The organism is Methanonatronarchaeum sp. AMET-Sl (genome assembly GCF_029854155.1).
GTDB lineage: Archaea > Halobacteriota > Methanonatronarchaeia > Methanonatronarchaeales > Methanonatronarchaeaceae > Methanonatronarchaeum.
Genome location: NZ_CP122958.1, coordinates 1,294,301 through 1,311,021, shown reverse-complemented (window position 1 = coordinate 1,311,021; position 16,721 = coordinate 1,294,301). Strand labels below are relative to the sequence as shown.

General features: G+C 34.8%; 18 protein-coding genes and 1 CRISPR repeat array. Of the genes, 15 read left to right on the top strand and 3 right to left on the bottom strand.

Features of this window, described 5'->3' with window-relative positions:
* Positions 1–63: 63 nt before the first annotated feature.
* Positions 64–702: a hypothetical protein gene (locus tag QEN48_RS06650; protein ID WP_280108121.1), complete on the bottom strand. Its 639-nt coding sequence runs from the start codon at positions 700–702 to the stop codon at positions 64–66.
* Positions 703–1,432: 730 nt separating this feature from the next.
* Between QEN48_RS06650 and QEN48_RS06645 the strand changes: the two genes are divergently transcribed.
* From QEN48_RS06645 to QEN48_RS06635, 3 genes are all read left to right on the top strand, one after another.
* Positions 1,433–1,726, top strand: a complete 294-nt coding sequence (locus QEN48_RS06645) for a DUF3243 family protein (protein ID WP_280108120.1) — start codon at positions 1,433–1,435, stop codon at positions 1,724–1,726.
* 1,223 nt (positions 1,727–2,949) lie between these two features.
* On the top strand, positions 2,950–3,687 hold the full coding sequence (locus tag QEN48_RS06640) for a DUF2270 domain-containing protein (protein WP_280108119.1): 738 nt from the start codon (positions 2,950–2,952) through the stop codon (positions 3,685–3,687).
* 74 nt (positions 3,688–3,761) lie between these two features.
* A complete protein-coding gene (locus QEN48_RS06635) occupies positions 3,762–4,178 on the top strand; it encodes a hypothetical protein (RefSeq protein ID WP_280108118.1) in 417 nt (138 codons plus the stop codon).
* 326 nt (positions 4,179–4,504) lie between these two features.
* On the opposite strand, the gene QEN48_RS06630 is transcribed toward QEN48_RS06635, so the two are convergent.
* Together QEN48_RS06630 and QEN48_RS06625 are read right to left on the bottom strand one after the other, a co-directional pair.
* Positions 4,505–5,527 (bottom strand): nuclease-related domain-containing protein, encoded by a 1,023-nt coding sequence (locus tag QEN48_RS06630; RefSeq protein WP_280108117.1) that lies wholly within the window; start codon positions 5,525–5,527, stop codon positions 4,505–4,507.
* Between the two features lie 448 nt (positions 5,528–5,975).
* Entirely contained in the window at positions 5,976–6,158 is a 183-nt protein-coding gene (locus QEN48_RS06625; RefSeq protein WP_280108116.1) for a ribbon-helix-helix domain-containing protein, read from the bottom strand.
* A gap of 116 nt (positions 6,159–6,274) precedes the next feature.
* On the opposite strand from QEN48_RS06625, the gene QEN48_RS06620 reads away from it, so the two are divergent.
* From QEN48_RS06620 to QEN48_RS06565, 12 genes are all read left to right on the top strand, one after another.
* On the top strand, positions 6,275–6,436 hold the full coding sequence (locus tag QEN48_RS06620) for a ribbon-helix-helix domain-containing protein (protein ID WP_280108115.1): 162 nt from the start codon (positions 6,275–6,277) through the stop codon (positions 6,434–6,436).
* Entirely contained in the window at positions 6,433–6,615 is a 183-nt protein-coding gene (locus tag QEN48_RS06615) for a hypothetical protein (protein WP_280108114.1), read from the top strand. Before QEN48_RS06620 ends, QEN48_RS06615 begins: the two co-directional genes overlap by 4 nt.
* 2 nt (positions 6,616–6,617) lie before the next feature.
* Positions 6,618–6,755, top strand: a complete 138-nt coding sequence (locus tag QEN48_RS06610; RefSeq protein ID WP_280108113.1) for a hypothetical protein — start codon at positions 6,618–6,620, stop codon at positions 6,753–6,755.
* Positions 6,752–7,066: a hypothetical protein gene (locus QEN48_RS06605; RefSeq protein ID WP_280108112.1), complete on the top strand. Its 315-nt coding sequence runs from the start codon at positions 6,752–6,754 to the stop codon at positions 7,064–7,066. Before QEN48_RS06610 ends, QEN48_RS06605 begins: the two co-directional genes overlap by 4 nt.
* Before the next feature lie 163 nt (positions 7,067–7,229).
* Positions 7,230–8,414 (top strand): winged helix-turn-helix domain-containing protein, encoded by a 1,185-nt coding sequence (locus QEN48_RS06600; RefSeq protein ID WP_280108111.1) that lies wholly within the window; start codon positions 7,230–7,232, stop codon positions 8,412–8,414.
* 26 nt (positions 8,415–8,440) lie between these two features.
* Entirely contained in the window at positions 8,441–8,662 is a 222-nt protein-coding gene (locus QEN48_RS06595) for a hypothetical protein (protein WP_280108110.1), read from the top strand.
* Between the two features lie 120 nt (positions 8,663–8,782).
* Positions 8,783–10,030: direct repeats of the CRISPR family, unit length 36 nt; unit sequence GTTGCAAAAGTCATCCAAAAAAACAAGGATTGAAAC.
* A gap of 175 nt (positions 10,031–10,205) precedes the next feature.
* Positions 10,206–12,716, top strand: a complete 2,511-nt coding sequence (gene cas10, locus QEN48_RS06590; RefSeq protein WP_280108109.1) for a type III-A CRISPR-associated protein Cas10/Csm1 — start codon at positions 10,206–10,208, stop codon at positions 12,714–12,716.
* A 2-nt stretch (positions 12,717–12,718) separates the two neighbouring features.
* Positions 12,719–13,141 (top strand): type III-A CRISPR-associated protein Csm2, encoded by a 423-nt coding sequence (gene csm2, locus QEN48_RS06585; RefSeq protein WP_280108108.1) that lies wholly within the window; start codon positions 12,719–12,721, stop codon positions 13,139–13,141.
* A 5-nt stretch (positions 13,142–13,146) separates the two neighbouring features.
* Complete coding sequence (gene csm3 / locus QEN48_RS06580) at positions 13,147–13,908, top strand: type III-A CRISPR-associated RAMP protein Csm3 (RefSeq protein ID WP_280108107.1); 762 nt, start codon at positions 13,147–13,149, stop codon at positions 13,906–13,908.
* The gene (gene csm4, locus QEN48_RS06575; RefSeq protein WP_280108106.1) at positions 13,905–14,840 is read left to right on the top strand and encodes a type III-A CRISPR-associated RAMP protein Csm4; all 936 of its coding nucleotides are present in this window, start codon (positions 13,905–13,907) and stop codon (positions 14,838–14,840) included. The genes csm3 and csm4 overlap by 4 nt, the downstream gene beginning before the upstream one ends.
* Positions 14,837–15,952, top strand: a complete 1,116-nt coding sequence (csm5, locus tag QEN48_RS06570; RefSeq protein WP_280108105.1) for a type III-A CRISPR-associated RAMP protein Csm5 — start codon at positions 14,837–14,839, stop codon at positions 15,950–15,952. The genes csm4 and csm5 overlap by 4 nt, the downstream gene beginning before the upstream one ends.
* Positions 15,949–16,710 (top strand): CRISPR-associated ring nuclease, encoded by a 762-nt coding sequence (locus tag QEN48_RS06565; protein ID WP_280108104.1) that lies wholly within the window; start codon positions 15,949–15,951, stop codon positions 16,708–16,710. The genes csm5 and QEN48_RS06565 overlap by 4 nt, the downstream gene beginning before the upstream one ends.
* Positions 16,711–16,721 lie beyond the last annotated feature (11 nt).

The following is a 16,721-nucleotide window of genomic DNA, read 5'->3' as shown; positions in this document are numbered from 1 at the left end:
TAAAGGAAGGTTGTTTTGGGCCCATAAAAAAAGACCCATCTAAACCTTAACCTAATTTTTTATTCAACTTCGCGTTCGGTTTCTAACTATCAGTACCGCTGCCAAAGCACCAACTAAAGCAATCAATGCAAGGATAACTGTAAATCCAGGTGTTTCTTCAATTTCTACTTCAACCGTGGCATCATTATAAACAAAAAGCTCATTATCCACCGTTTCATCGTCTTTCTCCGCTGTCACTTCAAATGTTCCTGCTTCATCAAATGTTAATGTTGCATTACCACCTGCATCGGTAACAGCCTGTTGATCGTTAAACGAGACAGTTGCGTTTTCAACTGATTCATTATCAGCGGTAACATGGAAAGTTAATTCCTCTCCTTCAACCCAATCATCTTGATCGGTAAGCACTTCTAAATCAAGATCCATTTCGGTTGAGTTTGTCCAGACCGTTAATTCTACAGAGTCATTTACATAATTTTCTTTCTCTGCAGTTAATGTCCAAGTCCCTGCTTCATCAAATGTTAATGTTGCATTACCACCTGCATCGGTAACAACTTCCTCATCGTTATAAGAAATAGTAACATCTTCAACACCTTCATCATCAGCAGTCACCTGAAAATCAATATCTTCATTAACAAGCCGGTCAACTTTCTCTGTTATTATCTCTAACTCTAACTCAAGTTCTTCTTCATTGTTTTCTGCCATCACTGATCCACCTATTGCGCCGAAAGCAGCACAAACCAGTAGTGCAGTGATTGCAATAGAAAACAATCTCGTTTTATTAAAATACATTCTAGCAATTTCCCCCTTTAACACTAATTATTAAGACATCAATACTTATATTTATCCAATTAGACAAAAATAAACCAACTATAAAAACCAAACAACTAAATACAAAAATACAACTAAATAACAAAAAACACAAAAAAATAAATCCAACTATTAAAATAAATAACGATAAATGTCTTTTCAGAGTTTCGAGTAACGCCCCCAAGTTCTTAAGGCTCGGAAAAACAGACTCAGAACGATAAAGTAAAGGGGTCATTGGACTACAAATCTCGATAAAAAAGGCTCTATCCGAATTAATAACACTAAAAGATGTTCTAAAAACTCTAAACAATTACACCATCCTCTTCTATCTCAAGAAAGATTTTTAAATTACCTCGAAACCTACAACAAAAAGAAAACCGTGACCCCACAACATCCATCTGCATCATCTATAAACCGAGACCAAAAAAATAAAAGAAGTGATAGGGACCCAATGACCTAAGACCTTAGAGGACACCTAATCTCCTTAACCACTTCAAAACATACAAACTTTTTTAAAAAAAAAGATTTAGAAGATAATGCCAACTAAAAAATAATTAAAACTACTAAATATTTTAAGAAATTTACGTTAATTATATAAATTATAACTTATCAATTTGTAAGTACTATGAGTTTAAAAAAAGAAGAAGATGCATGTATTAAATCTATGGATCTAACTGAAGATTGGGATGCTTGGCTCGATAGGCTCCGGAAAGGCGTTAAAACAGCTGAAAAACTCGGTATGTCCGAAGAAAGAATTCAGAAAGTAGGTAAAAGACTTGCAGACCACCTTTCAAAAAGCGTATGTGCCTCCACTCCAGAAGAACAATTAATGAAAGACCTCTGGAACGTTGCATCTGAAGAAGAAAGAGAAGCAATGACCTCAGTATTCTTCAAACTACTAGACGAGAGAGAAAAATAAAAAACTCTCCTCCAACCCTTTTTTAATTATTTAACAAAAATAGTTCGCTTATAAAGAACCTCTAAATAAACCTAAAACTATCAAACACCCAACTAACCAAAAAAAAACAATCAACCCTACTATAACAATATAAAACATTAACATAAACCAACATTTAAATTCCAAATAAAACTTTAAATAAAAAAATATACACTCTAAACCTCTTTTTAAGAAAATAGTAAATTAAATAATATCTCCAATTGACCAATAAAGAAACAACAAACCAACCAAACCCCAATCTAACCCATCTCACCTCTCCAATACTTTACTAAAGCAAACTAAGAACTAACTATTGATGTAAATAAACAGCCTTTTTAGGTAGAATAATACATTAAAAATCAACCTTATGGATAAACCTGAACATTACCCAAAAAAACAAAACCTAAACCTACTGAAAGACCAGAAAATCTAATCAACAGGAGCAAAAGTTGGGATAGACACCGAAATAGCTCAATACCTCACCCGAAAAAAAATACAACCAATATTAAGAAAGTTTGGGGGGGGAAATCCCCATGCTTTAGCGCGGGGAGGATGTCAATTGAAAGTACTAAGCAACATAATAAACACTAGATTCAGTTACAAATAGATTATTGATTCATATCACCTTAACCAAGAGAAGATACCAGTGATTTCTGCAGTGAACTTAGGGAAAACACCTCGCTTGAAATCCAAGCTAACCAAATAGAAGAGCCAGTTAAACTATTTTTCGATTAATGCCACATTCTTTACAACATTCTCTGAAACAATCAGAATCTGATATATACATCTGGAATCCGAAGAACTTATCGATAAAAAAAGAAATCAAATTTGAAAAAAAGGAGTTTAGAGTTCATTTCATAGTATTGGAAAGATGAAAGAAAACCTAAACCTGTAGATAGAGAAAACCAATGGAAATGTAGATATTGCGACTACTCTAGAATATGTTCAAGACAAAACAACAAATAAATACCATAAATTAATACATATTTAAGATGTGGGAAGTAATCTAGAACAAATAAAAGGTAAGATAGAGGATAAAAAAGAGAATAAAACGAGTTTAATAAATAAAAAAGGGATTACGGCGATATATAGGTTGAGATAGATGAACTGGAGAAAAGAAAGATATGAATACATTAAAATGAAGAGTGTTAGAGAAGTTTCTGCAGTCAAAAAAATTTATCTCTTTAGATAAAGAGGAAATAAGGATGGATTGGGAAAAACTGGATTCTCTGGACACGAACGTCATAATGCATGTCTACCGTGGAGAGCTCCAAAGAACCAATAGCTGGAGACAACGGATGGACAAAACCACAAACTGGGCAATAGTGATCACCTCCGGTATAATAACTTTTGCCCTCGCCAACCCTAACGTCCCACACTGGGCCGTTCTAGCAGGCCTCTTTCTTATATACATAATGCTTTTCACTGAGGCCAGGAGATACAGAAATTTCGACAAGTGGAGAGGGAGAGTCAGAGCGCTAGAGGAGACGTTCCTCTCAAAGTTCTTCGACCGAGAAAATGACATAGACGAGAGATGGACCAAAGCACTTTCGGAAGACTTCAGATTCCCACACTATAAAATCACATGGCAAGAAGCTATGAAAAGAAGGCTAAAGAGGATATACATATGGCTAATAATGGTATTCATAGGGGCCTGGATAGGTAAGGTCTATATCCACCCTGAACATGCCACCACCTGGAATGAATTTTTCCAGAGAATTGCAGGACCTCTAGAACCTCTCGCCGGCGTATTCATATTCGGAATTGTTCTTGGAAGCGTAATCGGTTCGACGCTCTATTTCTTCATCACCTCCTCCGAAAGAGAAGCCAAAGGAAGACCAAGAGAAAGAGAAATAAACGAGAAGTTCGCCTCAAAAGATCACCTAGAAACGTTCGGACAGCAAGAAAAAGATAAGAAAAGTTCAGAGAAAAAATCAAATTAGTTGGCAAAATCAATTCCCCAAACTCCACAGCCATACTCCACCTAAAACCCTACAAAATTTTATCGAAACATTACATGAAAAAAGCGACAAAAAACACGACAGAACCCAAAAAATCAAAAACCCATTGGATGGACCAACAACCTAACAACCCAGTATCCAAAATCTCCTCCATAAACAAAGAAAAATATGGGAATAAAAAACAACAACTCCAAAAAACCTTTTCTCCGAAAGTTATAACTAGTCCTTTTAAGAAATTTTTAAATGTTATGGGAGCTATAAAATCAACATTCAAAGGTATAGCTATTTTAATCATAGGTATCTTTTTTATAATTTTCGGCATATTCGGTTTTACCGAAATAGGCGGCATTACCTCTGCAACTGTTCAAACAGCATATTTGTTGGCTAGTGTAATTCTTCTCATTGTCGGTTTTGGTTTAATGCTCGCTGGTTACAAAATAATGATAAGTAATGAAAATATAAATCAAAAATAAAAAGATAACAGAAAAAAAGGAGAAGAAATATGAAAATAAAGTAGATCCATAGAAGTTTTTTTCTGGTTTTATTAGCTTTTTTTACTCGGTAGTCTTTAGGATGTATATACGTTTTTGGATATATAATGAGAGATATGAACCTTAATGTTTAAGCCCTGGCCGAGAGCGATTTGTCAGGTTCTTATTCTTCTATTTCTAACTAACAAGAGCTATAATTTAATACTATTTATATTTTTTTCTTTTAAACAAAAAAACTGAGATATGTAAATTTTAAGAACCAAACAAAGTAAAATTTACATAAAACATCCAACTCGCCTTTATTTTCTTTATTTTTTTGTTATGTGGTTTTTTAGGGCGTTTGTTATTATTTTTGTTTCTTTTTGGCTGTATACTGTTTTTCTGTTTGTTATGAAGTTGTTTAGTTGTGTTAGGTTTTTTACAAATACGTATTTGTAGTTTTTGTTGTAGTTCATGTTGTTTTGGATTGGGACGAGTATTTTGGTTAGGTTTTTTCCATTCAAATCTATATTTTTTTTAGTGTCTATGTTTGTGTTGTTTTGGTTTAATTGGGAGTTTAGGTATATGTACAGTGTTTTTCCTGCTCTGTCAAGTTGTTCATGAGGGGTTATTCCTTTGTTTTTGTTGAGGTATTGGTTGCTCCAGTTTTTTACTTCGATTAGGAATATTCCTTTCTGAGAGACTACTACGAAATCCATTTGTGCGGATTTTAGGTTATGTTTTCCGTTGTATTTTATATAGTGGTCTAGTTCGATGTTAAGTCCACATAGAACCTTATATTTATTGTTGAGTTTTGATAGTTCCTTGAGGGTTTTTATTTCGCCATAAGCTCCTTTATAGAAGGGGTTGCTTTTAAGTTCTTTTAGTTCTCTAGTTTTTTCAATTAGTTTGTTTTCTTGTTTTTTGAAGATTTGTTCGGGGTTTTCTTTTAGTGTTTTGAGTTTTTTTCGTTGTTTAGTCATTGATTTTTGGTATTTGTGAATGTTTAGAGGTTTTGATATGTATTTTTGGTGGATTATTTTTATGTAGCTTGGTATTATGGATAGCCATTTTTTGTTGTTCTTTTTTTGTTTGATTTCGCTTTTGATTTGACTTATTTTGTTTTCATGTTCATGTCTTGTTTTTTCGATGGATTTCTTAATTTCCTTTAAAGTTTTTTGCTCTTTCTTTATTTCTTCAGGCAATTTATTTTGAAATTTTTCTTTCCTTTTTTCAAGCTTTTCATTCACTTGGTTATGGATACGGCCGATATCTTCAAAATTCGCAACACAGCTAGGGGATTTTTGAAGTATTTCTTTTTCGCTCTCGGGAATTCCATATATCTCAGCCATAAAAAATAACTAAAACTTCATCAAGTTTATAGGTTCCTATAAAGATAGAGAACTTTCATATAAAACCGATTGAACCTACAAAATCTAACATCATTGGATTTAGGTAAATCTCCATTTTAGATATCGGTTAGCCATACAGATTTGGGTTTTAATTGGATTTTTTATTAGTTCTAGATTTTTATTTTTGTGGTTCTTTAAAAAGATAGAAATTGATTTTACCCAAAAAATTAGTGTGTTATCTATTTTTCAACCATCGAAGGGGTTCTTTAAGGAGTACAAGTAATGCTACAACTATGATTAATATTATGAAAAAAAGCATCACACCTACTAAATCATATGGTTGGAGTGTGTTGCCAATTATAGGTGATGTTATGAGGTCCATACTGTTTATTGAATTTTCTAGAAAAATTATTTAGGTTTTTTGATTTTTGCTTTATTTTTTGTTGTGTTATTCTTTTGTTTTGTTTTGGTGTTTTGTTTGTAGTTCTTGTTCTGTTATTAGTCGTTGTACGGCTGTTCTTATTAGTTCGCTTTTGTTTGGGAATTTTCCTTGTTGTATTAGTTTTTCTATTTTTTCTATTGTGTATTGGTTGAATCTTACGTTGATTTGTTGTCCTTTGTTTTTTGTCATTGTGTTATACTATGGTTTTACTATGGTTAAGGGTTTTCATTTATGTTTGTATAACAGTGGTATAGAAATGTTTATATATTGTTTGGGCACACCATACCTATAGAGGTTGTATAAATATGGTTATACAAAAAGGTATGGAAACAAAACAAATCAACGTAAAATTCCCAAAACAACTCATACAACAAATCCAACAAATCGAAACAGAATACACAAGCAGATCAGAACTAATACGCCACGCAGTCCGAAAACACATAGAACAACAAGGAGACAAAAAATGAAAATAGACCAAGAAGCACACAAACACTACCTAAAACACGGCCAAGACACACTAAAAAAACTAAAATCAGCACTACTACTAGCAGAAGCACAAGACAAAAAACACCAAATACTCAACCAACCACAAACAATCAAAAACCCAACCAAAAACCAAAAACAAAAAACCAAAACCCGAGGCTAAACATGGGAAAAGCAATCTACCAATCATTCGGAGAAACAAGACACACATGCCTCCTCGAACAACCAAAAATCGCCAAGATATTAGAGGGCCGCAAACTCACAGAACCAAACATGAGAAACAAAAAAAGAGACAAAAAATGAACCAAGACCTCCAAACAGTCCGAGCAACAGTCGAACAAACACTCCAAAACAACCAAAAAGCCAGAAACAACGACACCTACCTAACATTACTGGTATTAGAAAAACTCGGATACGCAAAATACAACTACACACATGATTACTACCAGATCACAATCGGCCAAAAAGAATTACAGGAAATGCCAGCACTCGAATCCATCAGAAGAACAAGACAAAAACTACAACAACAAGGAAAATACCCAGCCACACCAAAAACAAAACAACACAGAAAACAAGAAGAACAAAAAATCAGACAAAAAATGCAAGAAAAATGACCCAACAACAAAAAAATTTCAAACCTAACTTGAATTCAATGACACCCCCCACCCAAAAACACCTAGAAAAACACCCCACTAACTTGAAACAAAAACACCACAAAAACCAAGAAACAAACAAAAAAGCTATTAAAACAGTTTTTTGGTCTAACTTGAATTGGGGGTGAAAAACCTGTCAAGACAGCCCCCTAACCACACAAAAAACAACCAAAACAAACAAACCAGACTCCAACTATACAACCTAAACCAAACAGACCGCAAACTCCTCTACCTATTAAATCAAGGTTATTATCTCACCCAAATAGCAAACCAATTGAATTTAACAATTTCTGGTGTTTATCGGAGTGCACAGAAACTGGAAAAACTCCAAATAATCGAGAGAACCGGGAACACAAAACCAGTACAATACAAAATATTACTCGATAATATACCGCATACCAATGGTTTTGCACCGGGGGTGCAGGCGACAGCGGAGAATCCTTTGTTGGAGATACATGGAGCCCTAATCAAATTCTCCAACTTGAACCAGTTGCATAGTCAACTTGAGGATGGCCGGGATAAATTACCGGGCCTGAAGTTTTTTTATCGGGTTGATGATAGTCCTTATAATCGTACTGATTATTTATTTAGGTTTGGTGAATATGAGATCCGGGTTACCACAAAATCTGGCTTGGTTAAGAAATTGCCAGATAATCGGTATAGGGCTCCAATAGACCTCACCAACACAATTGAATCTAATGAGGGCCTAGTATTTCCTTTTGAGGAAGAGGAGGAAAGGGTGTTGGAGCGAACTAAAAATATGTTTGTTTCTTTTTTGAAGAGGTTGCGGTTGGAGTCCAACGGCCAACTAAAAATCGGAGCCCTAAATAATATTGGTTTTGAGGGTTGGACTCAGAAACGGGAGTATGCATTCAACTATGGAGAAGACAAAGTACGGCTCTCTAAGACTCGGAATGGTGTTAGGTTAGCTCTCAAGGATTTGCCGGATGGTTGGCTTGATCACTCACCACTACCAGGAATGAAGGCTGAGGTTGAGGGTCTTCGGACTTTGGCTCAAGATCTCGGTTTGGTTCGGGCGCTACGTTCCCAGGGAATTGTAACTGAACAACTACTTGACCTTAAACTACGTGAGTTAGTTGAGGAGTTACAGTTTGATTTTATTTCTCAACGTGATAAGGGAGAAGAGATTTTGGAGTTTAAGGAAACTCAAAAAAATCTTGCTAAGGTTCTTAAAGATTTGAATGATGCTATGTCAGAATTAACTCAGTTAAATGATAGGAGTTGTGATGAAGGGGTTGAGGAGGTTTGTGTTGATGAAGATTTGGATTTTAATGGGATGTATTATTGAAAAAAAATTTAAGAGATGATTAAAAAATGGTAAAAATAAGTAATGATAGGGTTCCACTACCGAATAACCCATACAAGATTTATAAAGTACAAGTGGGAGGTCGAACATACCCACGAACTCCATTCCCCAGATATATATCTTTAATGCTGGGATTAGACCCCGAATCAATCGCTGACAAATATAACCTCGAAATCTACGTAAACCGAGAAAAAAAGATAGTCGAACTAAACCTAATAGAAAAAAACTAATAAAGATTGTAGAAACTACCCCAAAAACTTAAATAAAAAGAGAATTCCAACATCTCTACAACACCAAATACATATAAAAAGAACAACAAAAAAACAAACACCCATTCCACAAAAACAACTGTTGCAAAAGTCATCCAAAAAAACAAGGATTGAAACCTTTTATCTCCCTTTTGGAACTGGCATAGATCTAAAGAAAGTTGCAAAAGTCATCCAAAAAAACAAGGATTGAAACGGGTATGTGTTCACTATTACAGAATTTTCGTATACCAAGTTGCAAAAGTCATCCAAAAAAACAAGGATTGAAACGTCAAAACCTCTCTGATATTCCCACTATTTGTGTTGATTGTGTTGCAAAAGTCATCCAAAAAAACAAGGATTGAAACGATATTCCAGTTTTTCATTTTTACCAACCTGTTATAAAGTGTTGCAAAAGTCATCCAAAAAAACAAGGATTGAAACTCGGAATAACTGTCGTTGAAGCTAGCGAAAGCTAGCTGTGTTGCAAAAGTCATCCAAAAAAACAAGGATTGAAACTTGTCATAGTTTGATATATGCTGTTCCAACTCTTTATAAGTTGCAAAAGTCATCCAAAAAAATAAGGATTGAAACTCGATTAATTTGTTGATAACGTCATCGTAGCTGTCCCTGGTTGCAAAAGTCATCCAAAAAAACAAGGATTGAAACTGTTTCGCTTTCTTTACGACACAGGTTACATACATATTTTGTTGCAAAAGTCATCCAAAAAAACAAGGATTGAAACTGAAGTTTCTGGATTATCTGGGTTCTCTTGTCTTTGTCTTTAGTTGCAAAAGTCATCCAAAAAAACAAGGATTGAAACTATTCCGTTATCATATTCTATTTCCATTTAAAACACCTGTTGCAAAAGTCATCCAAAAAAACAAGGATTGAAACAAGCTCTTCATATTCGTATCCATCCATCCTTTTTTAACCGTTGCAAAAGTCATCCAAAAAAACAAGGATTGAAACTTTTGTTTCCAAATACCATGTAAAATCTTTTTGGTATAGTTGCAAAAGTCATCCAAAAAAACAAGGATTGAAACAGTTCTATATCGGTTGCTCCATCGCTGGAGTCAGTGTCTTCAACGTTGCAAAAGTCATCCAAAAAAACAAGGATTGAAACTATTTGGCTGGAGATGTACCGATATTTTTTTGAAGGTATAGTTGCAAAAGTCATCCAAAAAAACAAGGATTGAAACTATATTCCATTTCGTTTTCCACATTCATTTTCTTCACCTCGTTGCAAAAGTCATCCAAAAAAACAAGGATTGAAACGGAGTTTGACACTCCCAACACTCCCCTAAATCCTGTTTCGTTGCAAAAGTCATCCAAAAAAACAAGGATTTAAATGGTATTTCTTTTATAACTTTTTGAAAGTAGTTTTTAGGCTCTTTAGTTGGTAATAAGTGTAAATAATCCTTTTTCTTTATTGGTTTTGTTTAGTATTCGGTTTTAAGTTTATATCATGGTTTTAGTTTTGTAAAAAATTTTAAGTATAATGTTTTAGAGAATATAGGCTGTATTTATGTCTGAGTTTATTACTGATTTAAGGTTTGGTTCTTTGTTGCATGATATTGGTAAGTTCCAGTGGAGAGCTGAAACTAGGGATAATCATCCGGTGTTGGGGGAGGAGTTTGCTAGGAATCTTGGTTTTGATGGATCTGTTTCTAAGGCTGTTTTAGGGCATCATTCTTCGGGTATTGAGGGTTTTGAAGATTTGATTTTAAAGGTGTCTGAGGCTGATCGGCTTTCTGCTAGTGAGAGAGAATCGGATGAAGAGGGTAAGAATGCTTTTGAAGAGCCTCTTCGCTCTATATTCTCGTTTATAGTTACTAAGAAGGAGAGTTATGTGCCGGAAGAGAATATTAGGTTTCAGCCTCTTGTTCCAACTAGTTATCGTAATGTGAATACTTTAACGGATGAAGAGGTTGATAAGGAGCTTGAGAAAACTGCCAGGTATCATTATCCTAAAACTGTAAAAGACCAGGCTTTTTTAGAAAGGTCTCCAAATGGCTTGTATAAAGAATTATGGCGGTCTATGCAAGGAGAGTTAGGTAGAGTCAGTCCAAATAAAGATAAACAGTTTTTTAATACTTTATATTACATATTAAGGAAATATACTTCTCAAATTCCTTCTGCAGCATACTATAACGTTCCTGATATATCTTTGTTTGACCACTTAAGGACAACCTGCTCTATATCTGAATGTCTTTATAAAGGTGACGGGGAGAATCTTTCAATAATCGGTGGGGACCTATCCGGTATACAGAGTTTTATTTACAATTTGAAATCGCCTGAAGAAGAAGGAACGCAGAAAGGTCTTGCCAAAAGAGTTCGTGGCAGATCTTTTCTTGTCAATATCTTGAATGACACTATTGCAGATTATATAGTTGATGAGTTGGATTTAAGTATTGCATCGAAGCTGTGGTGTTCTGGTGGACATTTCTATATTTTAGGTCCCGCTTCAATTGAGGATGAAGTACGGGCATGTAGAAAGAGCGTTAACAATATGTTGCTTGAGAGGTTTGAGGGAGATATTTCTTCAATAATAACTGCTAAACAGTTTGATAAAAAAAAGATTCATGAAGAGTTTCCTGAATTGGCTTATGAAGTTTCAAATGACATCGAGGCTAAAAAAAGTAAGAAGTTTATTGATTCACTGGATGCTTCTGATTTTGTTTTGGAAAGAAGTAAAGGTGGGCCATGCAAGGTCTGTGGTAACCGAATGGATAAAGAGGGAGTTAAATGTAGTAGCTGCGAAAGGTTAGAAAGAATCGGAGGTAAGTTACCTAAAATTGAATACCTACTTAAATTAAATGGGGAGATAGATAATGAACCGGACCTTAGTTTCCCTGAAGTTAATACACACTGGTACCTACTGAAAGACCAGCAAGAGTTATTTAACACGTTAAATCAGATTGAAAATTGTTTTAGTGGAGAAGCATTTGTTTTTAAGGTTAACAGCACTGATTTCTTAGAAGAAGCTGTGGTTGAACACCAAGAAAAACTTGATATACCGCTTTCATTTGGATTCAAGTTTATTGGAAATGCAACGCCATTTAAAGAAATCGGTGAGAAAGCTGTTAAATCATTTGATGAAATGTCTAGTCATGGTAGAATCGGGTATCTCAGGATGGATGTGGATGACCTTGGAGCAATAGTAACCACCGGATTGAAGCGTTCTTCTAAGGATAGATTAGGTGAAAAAAATAAATACACGATATCAAGATTTGCCAACCTATCAAGATACCTTAATGAATTTTTCGTAGGCCATCTGAACGCTATAGCTAAAAAACACAACGCTTATATTAACTATAGTGGTGGAGATGATGTCTTTATAGTTGGTGATTGGAAAGATATTTTGAAATGCAGTTTAGACATTAAAAACCGGTTTAATGAATTTTCTGCTGAAAACCCGAACATCACTATATCAGCAGGAATATCAATCGCAAAAGAAAAATTCCCTATCGGTAGAGCCTCTAAAAGATCCGGTAACTATCTAGACGAATACTCAAAGAAAGTAAAGTTTAAAGAAAATGAGATTGCTCCAAAAAACATGATTACAGTGTTTGGAGAAACCGTTCCATGGAAATCTAAGTCAAATTTTGGTGCAGAATCCAATGAATTTTATTATACATTTGATGAGCTATTTGAAAAAGGAGAATGGCTATATAGTCTTTTACAAGAAGATAAGATCTCAATGTCCTTTATCTATTCTATATTAAATTATAAAGATATGACTTTCACTGAAAGATATGGAAATAGGGAAGACAAAAAAAGCTCAGAAACAAAAAAAGGAAAGGAAAATTCTAAGGAAGCAGAATATGGCTATCTTGAACCTTCTTTTGTTTCTTTGAATGAAGCTATAAAAAGAAAAAGATACCTGCCTCATTTTAAAGAGATGTTGGTTAGAAATATCGATACTGAAACCTCTCTTTTTGAAGAATTAGATACTGAAATACCTAAGATTGTTCCTTGGGCCCGTATTCCTGTTTCAATTGTTAGTTATAAACATAGAGAGATGGAGGTAGAATAAGTATGAATAGAGGAGCTGAGAGGGATAGTGAATCTAAATCGAGTAGAGAAATAATTTCAAATAAACTAGGGGATATTTCCGGAGAGAATATGAACGATATAGCTGAAAAGATGGGGAAACGGCATAAAGGCAATAAAACACAGGTGCGGCGTATATATAATGATATAAAAAAGGTTCAGGTTGAATGGAGATCATCCGATAAACAACAAAAAGCAATTGAAGAAACTATAAATGAACTCCATATGATCAAACCTCAACTTGCATATACTGCTGCCAGAAAACAAGAGCTATCTGGTTTAAAAGAAAACTTAGAGAAAATCATCAATAAAGTTGAGCCGAACAAAGATAGCATTCAGAACTTCTTCAAGTTAGTTGAAGCTTTTGTAGGGTATCATAGATATTATACAGAGAAATCAGGAAGGTGAAAAAGATGGGTGATATTGAATTTTTAGGAAATCTACATGTTAATAGTAAATTAGTATGTGAAACAGGTCTGCAGATAGGGGGTAACAAAGAGACAACGGAGATAGGCGGGATTGATCAGCCTGTAATACGTAACTCTTCCGACCATCCTTATGTTCCAGGAAGTTCATTGAAGGGAAAGATGCGTACACTGGTTGAATGGAAAAAAGGCCTTGTCATGGATAGTGGAGATGTACATGCCTGCAGTGGAGAGGATGAAGCTAAAAAATGTCCAGTATGCAGGGTTTTTGGCTCAGCTTCAGATGAGGGCTATAAAATAGGTCCAACACGCTTGATTGTAAGAGATGCATTTCCAACTGAAGAAACCATAAAGATGTGGAAGGAAATCGATACAGATTTACTGTATACAGAATGGAAGAAAGAAAACACTATTGATAGGTTAAGCTCTAGGGCAACACCTAGGGACTTCGAACGGGTTCCGGAAAACTCAGAATTCCAAACAGAATTTGTATTTGGATTATACAATCTCGCTGATGAAAATAAAGACATTGAATTCATCCCAGTCCTATTTGAAGCAATGGATTTATTGGAAGACTCCTATTTAGGTGGAAGCGGTACAAGAGGATACGGAGAAATAAGTTTTGATAAAAAAACTGCAAAATTCAAATCTAAAAAGGACTACCAGGAGAATAGGAGCTTAAGGGAAATTGAATCACTAGATATTGAGAGGTTGAGAGAAAATCCAGAAAATATATTGGGTAACAAATGAAGGCCATAAACATAAACCCCAAATCTCAATTTAACACGCCTCATATTCGTAGCGACACTCTATTCGGAGCAATCTGCTGGGGAATCAGGTATACTAAAGGCGAAAATGAGTTAATCAAGTTACTAAACCAGTTTAAAGAAGGCAATCCACCATTCCTTATCAGCTCAATATACCCTCGGAAGCATGATGCCTACTATCTTCCGAAACCGAAAATACCGATTCAAACAGAAGAGCCGGAGACATTTAGAGACATAATAAAGATAAAAAACCAAAAAAAGATTGAATGGATAGAGGCCTCAAACCTAAATTCTTTTTTAAATAAGGAGAGAGCTCTTGAAGAGGTTATAGAATCTTCGGAAAGCAAGAAGTTTTACAGGAGTTTTGAACAGGTAGGTAACTCGGTGAACAGGTTAACACAAGGGACAGAGGGTAAATTATTTTTTAGAAATTCTTATGAATATCTTGATGGCGTGGGCCTCTATTTCTTATTAAAAGAGAGAGAACAAGGTATAATGGATATAATAAAACCGGCATTACACTTTATAGAAGACAGAGGGATTGGAGGAGCCGTATCTAGAGGATGGGGTCAGATTGATATAGAAGATATCGATGATTTCGATGTTATAGAACCTCAAGAAAACCCCAGATTACATTATACAGCGTCTTTATATTCTCCAACTGAAAAAGAATGGAAATACCTACAAAAAAACCAAGATAAGACATTTTATGGAATCGAGAAGAGGAAAGGGATCGTAGAGGAATCTTTCACCAACTTAACCAATCCATGGAAAAAAACAGTTTTTATGCTCACTGAAGGCTCCATAATACCGGAGATAGGAAAAAATGATACCTATGGCAAAAACCCCATTGTCAACAAAGAAGAGAATGAAGTACAGCAATACGGATATGCATTTACATTTGGAATAAAATGAAACTAGAATTAGAAACAATATCCCCGGTAAAAATAGGAACAGGAGAAGTTCAAGAAATAGATAGATTTAACTCCGCTATAATTGGTTATAAACTAATTGTACTTAACACTAAAAAGATTTTTAGGGAAATACTCGATTATAAAGACATAAAATCCCGTTTAGGCAAAGAAAGCATACAAGAATTAGTTCCAGATGAAATACTAAATGATGAAGACTACTGGAAATACTCAGTCCCCATCCAAGACCCAGATACAAAAGAAATCTTCAAAAGAAACAACGAAGTCGATCCCCATATACTACTACCAAACAATCTCGTATACTTACCTGGATCCAGCTTGAAAGGAGCATTAAGAACCAGACTTTTGTACCAATATTACGTAAATAATCCATCTGATTGGTGGTATAGCAGAGGCAATATAGAAAGAAATCCTGAAAAGCATTTCAGGCTCGGTCAAGACAACCCTAAACGGGATATATTAAAAACAATTAGAGTAACAGATAGCAACGGGATTAAACCCTCCAAAGCCGGCCTAATAGTTCCTATCAGAACTTCAACCATAGAAAGAGGAGGTTATTTTAACTTAAAACCATGGAAAGAACTTCACTTCACAATAGCTCCAAACAAAAATTTCGAATTCAAAATAGAGGTTGAGGAAGAAAAATTGAGAAAAATGGAAGATCGTTGGGGGAACGGAGACGTTAAAGAAATGCTTGGAGGCTATTCGGAACAAGACGTATTGGAAAGGCTTTTTGAAGCCTCCAACAAAATGACAATAGATCGGATTGAAAGAGACCTAGAGCTTTTCTCTTCAATGAAAAATAAAAAAGAACTTTCTAAAGTGATTGATAGTCTAGAAAAGATTAAGGAGAGTTTAAATCAAGCTAAAACTGATTTTTGCATTATAAACATAGGTTTCGGTGTAGGAAGACTTGGAACTACAATCCAGCTGGCTGCCAAGGACAAAGATGTTAGGAAACAATTGAGAGGGAACTATGGAAGGAATTGGCAGAGAGATTTAAATAGGTATTTCCCAAAAACCAGAAAATTGTATACGGGTTCTGAAGAACCAATGGGAGAACTTGGATGGGTTAAACTGGAGAGATTAAAATGAAATGTAGTTTAATTGGAGCTATGGGTACAACTGCACCAGTAATGACAGAGATGGTTAAATGGCTAATTGAATCCAAGGAGGAATACATAAGCGACGTGGTCATATTTGTTACAGATGAAGAGGAAGTTAAAAAACATGCAGAACTAGTTATATCAGCATTAAACTCATCTGAATGGAATATACATTCACACTGGGAGGAACTACCCTTTAAAGATATACAGTCTGAAGAAAATAACCTCGAGTTTATTGAAAGAGTAGGGGATGAAATCTATAAACAGAAATCAAAACATGATTCTGATAAAATATTTCTAAATGTAGCTGGTGGTAGGAAAACTATGGCTGTCGGCCTACACCTGCTTTCACAATTTAATCCCGTAAATTCAGCATACCACGTAATATCTCCACAGATATCAAAACTTAACATCCAACTAGAGAGGCAGAAAGACAAAATAGATGAACATTTCCATTCACAAAATCTAGATAGTTACTATAAAGAAAACAAAGAAACATTCGACCCTATTTTATTCCCCGACCTATCAGAGTTTAAGGTAATTGAAATACCTTCCATACCATTCCCATCTTCAACATTAGATGAATTAAAGGAAGTTTTAACCTCAGACTCCAGAGTCAAAAGAAAAGAGGTCGAACTAACAGACAACTACCTATACCGTCTTCATAAAAAAGGGCTAATTAAAATCAAAGACAACTGGCTGTATCCAACCTCAAAGGGTGAGAGAATAGCTAAAATATTAAAATAAAATTCCTTAGT

Coding starts and splice junctions, on each gene's coding strand:
- QEN48_RS06610 (WP_280108113.1), top strand. CDS start 6,618: ATGGGAAAAGCAATCTACCAATCATTCGGAGAAACAAGACACACATGC.
- QEN48_RS06635 (WP_280108118.1), top strand. CDS start 3,762: ATGAAAAAAGCGACAAAAAACACGACAGAACCCAAAAAATCAAAAACC.
- QEN48_RS06615 (WP_280108114.1), top strand. CDS start 6,433: ATGAAAATAGACCAAGAAGCACACAAACACTACCTAAAACACGGCCAA.
- QEN48_RS06640 (WP_280108119.1), top strand. CDS start 2,950: ATGGATTGGGAAAAACTGGATTCTCTGGACACGAACGTCATAATGCAT.
- cas10 (WP_280108109.1), top strand. CDS start 10,206: ATGTCTGAGTTTATTACTGATTTAAGGTTTGGTTCTTTGTTGCATGAT.
- QEN48_RS06650 (WP_280108121.1), bottom strand. CDS start 702: ATGGCAGAAAACAATGAAGAAGAACTTGAGTTAGAGTTAGAGATAATA.
- QEN48_RS06605 (WP_280108112.1), top strand. CDS start 6,752: ATGAACCAAGACCTCCAAACAGTCCGAGCAACAGTCGAACAAACACTC.
- csm2 (WP_280108108.1), top strand. CDS start 12,719: ATGAATAGAGGAGCTGAGAGGGATAGTGAATCTAAATCGAGTAGAGAA.
- QEN48_RS06645 (WP_280108120.1), top strand. CDS start 1,433: ATGAGTTTAAAAAAAGAAGAAGATGCATGTATTAAATCTATGGATCTA.
- csm4 (WP_280108106.1), top strand. CDS start 13,905: ATGAAGGCCATAAACATAAACCCCAAATCTCAATTTAACACGCCTCAT.
- csm3 (WP_280108107.1), top strand. CDS start 13,147: ATGGGTGATATTGAATTTTTAGGAAATCTACATGTTAATAGTAAATTA.
- QEN48_RS06565 (WP_280108104.1), top strand. CDS start 15,949: ATGAAATGTAGTTTAATTGGAGCTATGGGTACAACTGCACCAGTAATG.
- QEN48_RS06625 (WP_280108116.1), bottom strand. CDS start 6,158: ATGACAAAAAACAAAGGACAACAAATCAACGTAAGATTCAACCAATAC.
- QEN48_RS06630 (WP_280108117.1), bottom strand. CDS start 5,527: ATGGCTGAGATATATGGAATTCCCGAGAGCGAAAAAGAAATACTTCAA.
- QEN48_RS06620 (WP_280108115.1), top strand. CDS start 6,275: ATGGTTATACAAAAAGGTATGGAAACAAAACAAATCAACGTAAAATTC.
- QEN48_RS06595 (WP_280108110.1), top strand. CDS start 8,441: ATGGTAAAAATAAGTAATGATAGGGTTCCACTACCGAATAACCCATAC.
- csm5 (WP_280108105.1), top strand. CDS start 14,837: ATGAAACTAGAATTAGAAACAATATCCCCGGTAAAAATAGGAACAGGA.